Origin of the sequence: Natronospira sp. (assembly GCF_007134575.1) — a bacterium.
Taxonomy (GTDB): Bacteria; Pseudomonadota; Gammaproteobacteria; order Natronospirales; family Natronospiraceae; genus Natronospira; species Natronospira elongata.
Genome location: NZ_SLKM01000077.1, coordinates 1 through 4,372, shown reverse-complemented (window position 1 = coordinate 4,372; position 4,372 = coordinate 1). Strand labels below are relative to the sequence as shown.

7 protein-coding genes are annotated in these 4,372 nt (G+C 59.3%); 5 read left to right on the top strand and 2 right to left on the bottom strand.

Going from position 1 to position 4,372, the window contains the following annotated elements:
* Positions 1-180: 180 nt before the first annotated feature.
* A complete protein-coding gene (locus ACJWXQ_RS03150; protein ID WP_406672124.1) occupies positions 181-1,176 on the top strand; it encodes a peptidase U32 family protein in 996 nt (331 codons plus the stop codon).
* A gap of 69 nt (positions 1,177-1,245) precedes the next feature.
* A complete protein-coding gene (locus tag ACJWXQ_RS03145; RefSeq protein WP_346049678.1) occupies positions 1,246-2,124 on the top strand; it encodes a U32 family peptidase in 879 nt (292 codons plus the stop codon).
* Positions 2,125-2,134: 10 nt separating this feature from the next.
* Here the strand turns inward: ACJWXQ_RS03145 and ACJWXQ_RS03140 are convergent, their stop codons facing one another.
* Both ACJWXQ_RS03140 and ACJWXQ_RS03135 read right to left on the bottom strand, forming a co-directional pair.
* Positions 2,135-2,455 (bottom strand): chorismate mutase, encoded by a 321-nt coding sequence (locus ACJWXQ_RS03140; protein WP_346049676.1) that lies wholly within the window; start codon positions 2,453-2,455, stop codon positions 2,135-2,137.
* Between the two features lie 2 nt (positions 2,456-2,457).
* Positions 2,458-2,934 carry an SCP2 domain-containing protein gene (locus tag ACJWXQ_RS03135; protein ID WP_406672123.1) on the bottom strand — a complete coding sequence of 159 codons (477 nt, stop codon included), beginning with the start codon at positions 2,932-2,934 and terminating at the stop codon, positions 2,458-2,460.
* A 195-nt stretch (positions 2,935-3,129) separates the two neighbouring features.
* On the opposite strand from ACJWXQ_RS03135, the gene ACJWXQ_RS03130 reads away from it, so the two are divergent.
* The 3 genes from ACJWXQ_RS03130 to ACJWXQ_RS03120 all read left to right on the top strand — a co-directional run.
* Positions 3,130-3,582 carry a hemerythrin domain-containing protein gene (locus ACJWXQ_RS03130; protein ID WP_346049672.1) on the top strand — a complete coding sequence of 151 codons (453 nt, stop codon included), beginning with the start codon at positions 3,130-3,132 and terminating at the stop codon, positions 3,580-3,582.
* Positions 3,579-3,959, top strand: coding sequence for a putative zinc-binding protein (locus ACJWXQ_RS03125; protein WP_346049670.1), 381 nt, complete (start codon positions 3,579-3,581; stop codon positions 3,957-3,959). Before ACJWXQ_RS03130 ends, ACJWXQ_RS03125 begins: the two co-directional genes overlap by 4 nt.
* Before the next feature lie 6 nt (positions 3,960-3,965).
* Positions 3,966-4,372: cyclic nucleotide-binding domain-containing protein (locus ACJWXQ_RS03120; RefSeq protein WP_406672122.1), on the top strand; the 407-nt coding region annotated here is incomplete at its 3' end.

Here is a 4,372-nt window from a genome sequence, read left to right as displayed (position 1 = left end):
CTCAGCACTCAGCACTCAGCACTCAGCACTCAGCACTCGATTCTGACCGCCAATCGCGGATGAATCCGCTCCTACGGTTCCTTTGTGATTGCTGCGCGAGGCCTGCCTTGATGAGGGTCAAGGACTGACCCGACCCGCCCCTCGTAAGCTCCGGTTTCTGTTCCGATACCGGAGGCTGTCATGGACCTGGTCTGTCCGGCGGGTAGCTTGCCCGCCCTGAAGTCCGCGGTGGATGAAGGCGCTGATGTGGTCTATCTGGGCCTGAAGGACGCCACCAACGCCCGCCATTTTGCCGGCCTCAATTTCACGCCCAAACGTATCGCCGAGGCGGTGCGCTATGCCCATGACCGTGGCGCCTCGGTCTACATGGCCATCAACACCTATGCCCACGCCGACGGCGTCGAGCGCTGGCAGTCGGCCGTGGACCAGGCCGCGGACCTGGGCGCTGATGCACTCATCATGGCGGATACCGGGGTACTGGATTACGCCGCGCGACAACATCCCGACCTGCCCCGTCATCTCTCGGTCCAGGCATCGGCAACCACACGAGAAGCCCTGGACTTCTATTACCGCCATTTCGGTATCCGCCGGGCTGTTCTGCCACGGGTACTTGCTGTCCAGCAGGTGCGTGCCCTCGCCGAAGACAGTCCCGTCGAGCTTGAGGTCTTTGCCTTCGGCAGTCTCTGCATCATGGCCGAGGGGCGCTGCCAGCTGTCGTCCTATGTCACCGGTCAGTCCCCCAATACCGCCGGGGTCTGCTCACCGGCCTCTCACGTTCGCTGGGAGGAGAAAGGCGAGATACTGGAATCCCGTCTCAATGGCAAGTTGATTGATCGTTTCCAGCCCCAGGAGCGGGCAGGCTACCCGACACTCTGCAAGGGACGCTTTTACACCGAGGGCCACCGCCACCACGCCCTTGAAGCACCCACCAGCCTGAATACCGCCGAGCTGCTACCGGAATTGAAAGCCATGGGGATTTCGGCAGTGAAAATCGAAGGCCGACAACGCAGTCCCGCCTATGTGGCGGCGGTCACTCGCGTCTGGCGCCGTCTGCTGGATGCGGTGGACCGGTACCCGGCCCGCTACCAGCCCGATGCCGAAGGCCAAGCGACCCTCTCCCGGCTGTCGGAAGGCAGTCAGACGACGCTGGGGGCTTATGCAAGGACATGGCAATAGAGCGCTACGAGCGCCGAGATGATTCAAGGGCATCGGTGACCGGGATAGCTTGATTCAGGAGAGTTAAGGATGCGTATCAGTTTGGGGCCGGTGTTGTATTTTTGGCCGCGTAATGAGGTGCTGGATTTCTATCAGCAGGTCCGGGACTGGCCGGTGGATCGGGTTTATCTCGGCGAAACCGTCTGTTCCAAGCGTCGGGAGTTACGGGCGGATGATTGGCTGGAGATCGGCGCGGCGCTGATTGATGCGGGCAAGGAAGTTCTGCTCTCTTCACTCACCCTGATCGAGGCTCGTTCCGAAGCCGGCGCCTTGAAGCGCCTCTGTGATCGTGGCCTGCAAATCGAGGCGAATGATTATTCAGCCGTGTCGGTCGCCGAGGAAAAGGGGCTGGCCTTCGTCGGCGGTAGCAGTCTCAACCTCTACAATCGCCCGGCCATTGATGTGCTCAAGCGTGCCGGCATGTTTGCCTGGGTCCCGCCCCTGGAGATGCCCGCCCGGCAGTTGCAGGCGCTGCTTTCGGCAGACCTTGGGATCGAAACGGAAGTCTTTGCCTTTGGCCGCATGCCATTGGCCTGGTCGGCCCGCTGTTTCGCGGCTCGCGCCCAAAACCGACCCAAGGATGACTGTGGTTTTGTATGCAAAGCCTACCCGGATGGACTAGCCATGAAAACTCAGGAAGGTGAAGACTTCCTTGTCATCAATGGCATCCAGACCCAGTCCCATCACTGCGTGAACCTGATCCGACACCTGCCGATCATGAATCGCATGGGTGTGAACACGGTCCGGCTCAGTCCTCAGTCCCGGGACATGAACAAAATTGTCCATCGCTGGGCCGAGGCCATTGCCGGCTCGGCACCAATGCAATTGGAGCGGGAATGGCTGATCGCACCACCTGCGGATGGCTACTGGATGGAAGAGCCCGGCATGCTGGAAAGCGTTACAGCGTAGAACCCTCTGATTACCTTGCGCTGCCCTTGAAGCTGTTGTGTGGGTGGCATCTGAGCAAATGACGGCTCTGGAGCTGACGAGAAGCCCCCATGATCATGCGCAGAAACTGTTCCGCCCAATCACGGTCCAGGCCAAGGGCTGCAGCCTGCTGACGAAAACCAGACGTTTTCTCTAGCTCTCGCTCCGGCACACGAACGGGTAGACCCAAGGCTTGCTTGTAAACGGCCAGGTCACTGACGATTTCTGTCCGCCGGGCCAGCAGTTGAAGGATCTCCCGGTCTATTTCATCGATGGCTTTCCGGCTTCGAGACAGACCAGCAGCGGCGTCCATCGCTAAGCCCAGGACGCCCCTGCTTCCACGGCACGCCTTAGCAGGGGCGGCAGAGCAGTCAGTTCTATGGAGTCAAGCAGATTCTTGACCAGCAAACCCAGTTCAGTATCCCCCTCCACGGTGATACGACGTTCGAAGAACAAGGTATCCGGATCTTCTCTTCGACTGGCCAGTAGCAGGAACTCGGGCAAGCCGCCAGCCACCGTTACCGCGGGTCGGCCCCGGGGAATCAATCTGAGGCGCCCATCTTCGAGAGTCAGGAACCAGTGCAGGCCAATATCCGTAATGGCGATTTCCACGACCTCCCGACTGAGGAAATCCAGATCTCCATCCTCGATTCGATCGGCGAAAACCTGCTGGAGCAGTGGCTCCACCAACAGGGCCTGGCAACGCAATGGTGTAAATCGGGCAGGGATCGCGAGCAGACTGCTCAGTGACCTGCCCCCAACGGGGGAACGTATGGACCTTATCTGTTTCATGGAGACCGCACCCAAGAGGCAAAAAGAAACCCAAATCCTCGGCCCGTGGATAAAAGGCCGGCATCCTCAGTCCCTCAGTCTGGCCACAGAGGACCACTGGTTCATTGATACATATCAAGTCGGCCGCTCGGTAATCACACTAGTATTGGGAAGCTGGGAAACACAATGCTGGCAACAGCAGGAGCGCAAGGCTGGATGAAAAGAAGTCCTGAACTGAGACCCCTTTCCCGGGAACACAATGTGGCCCTCAAACTTGCCCGTGATGCGAAACAGGCAGCATCGAGCCGGGTGGAACGGAATATTTCCGAAGTCTGGCGACAGCTCAGTCGCTTCTGGCATGAAGAGATGGCAGCCCATTTTCGAGCCGAGGAAGATGTTATCTTCCCGCTGCTGAGAGGCCTGGGGCAACACGAGCTGGTAGAGCAACTTGACCGGGAACACGACGCCATGCGAGTCGTCCTGGAGGACCCTTCCAGGCAGGACCGGGTTCGCCTGGACGCACTGGGCCATGTGCTTATCGACCATGTACGGCGAGAGGAGCGAGAGGCATTCCCCATCCTGGAGAAGCTGATGGATGAGGAATCCGCCCAGCGGATTCGCTCCGGACTGGATCGCCTCCTCGCCCACGATCAGCGGGAGGCCTCATGAGTCACGGCCGTCACAAAGGGGAGCTGCCACTGGTCTATTCCTGTTCCGGCTGCTCCAGTGCTGCCCAGCTGTCCAATGAGCTGGCCCTACGCCTGGACCGGGCTGGCGAGGCGGAAATGTCTTGTATTGCCGGGGTCGGAGGCAATGTGCCCAAGCTGGTGAAGACAGCTCAAGCAGGCCGTCCCATTCTGGCGATTGATGGCTGCCCTCTGGCATGCACCAAGGCCTGCCTCGAGACACGGGACGTGTCACCGTCAAAACATGTGGTACTGTCAGAATTCGGGGTCAAGAAGCGTTACGGAAAAGATTTTGATCCCGTCGATGCCAGTAGACTATATTCCGAGATGGCCAGCCTGGCCCGTCAGTTGGGAGACTAAAAGGCAATGCAAAAGGCGGACCTGGAGCAACTCGAGAAAAACCCTGTCCTGGGCCCCCTCCCGGAGAGCGCTCGAAACGAGCTACTGGAGGACTCGCTCGAACTGGAGCTGCCCGCCGGCACTACCCTTTTTCGACAGGGTGAGGATGCCCGCTTCCTGAGGATAGTTCTCGAAGGCCGGGTTGCTCTCGTGGGGAGTTCAGACCACAAGGATGAAACCGTCGTAGAATTCTTTCAGACCGATGACGTCTTCATCATACCCGCGGTTATCCTTGAATTGCCTTTCCTGATGTCGGCCAAGACCGTGGAGGATTCAAGAATCCTCATGATTCCGGCTAACCGCTTCAGAGAGGTGATGGAACGGGAACAGAGCCTATCCCTTGCTGTTGCTCGGGAGCTGGGCCGTCACTGGCG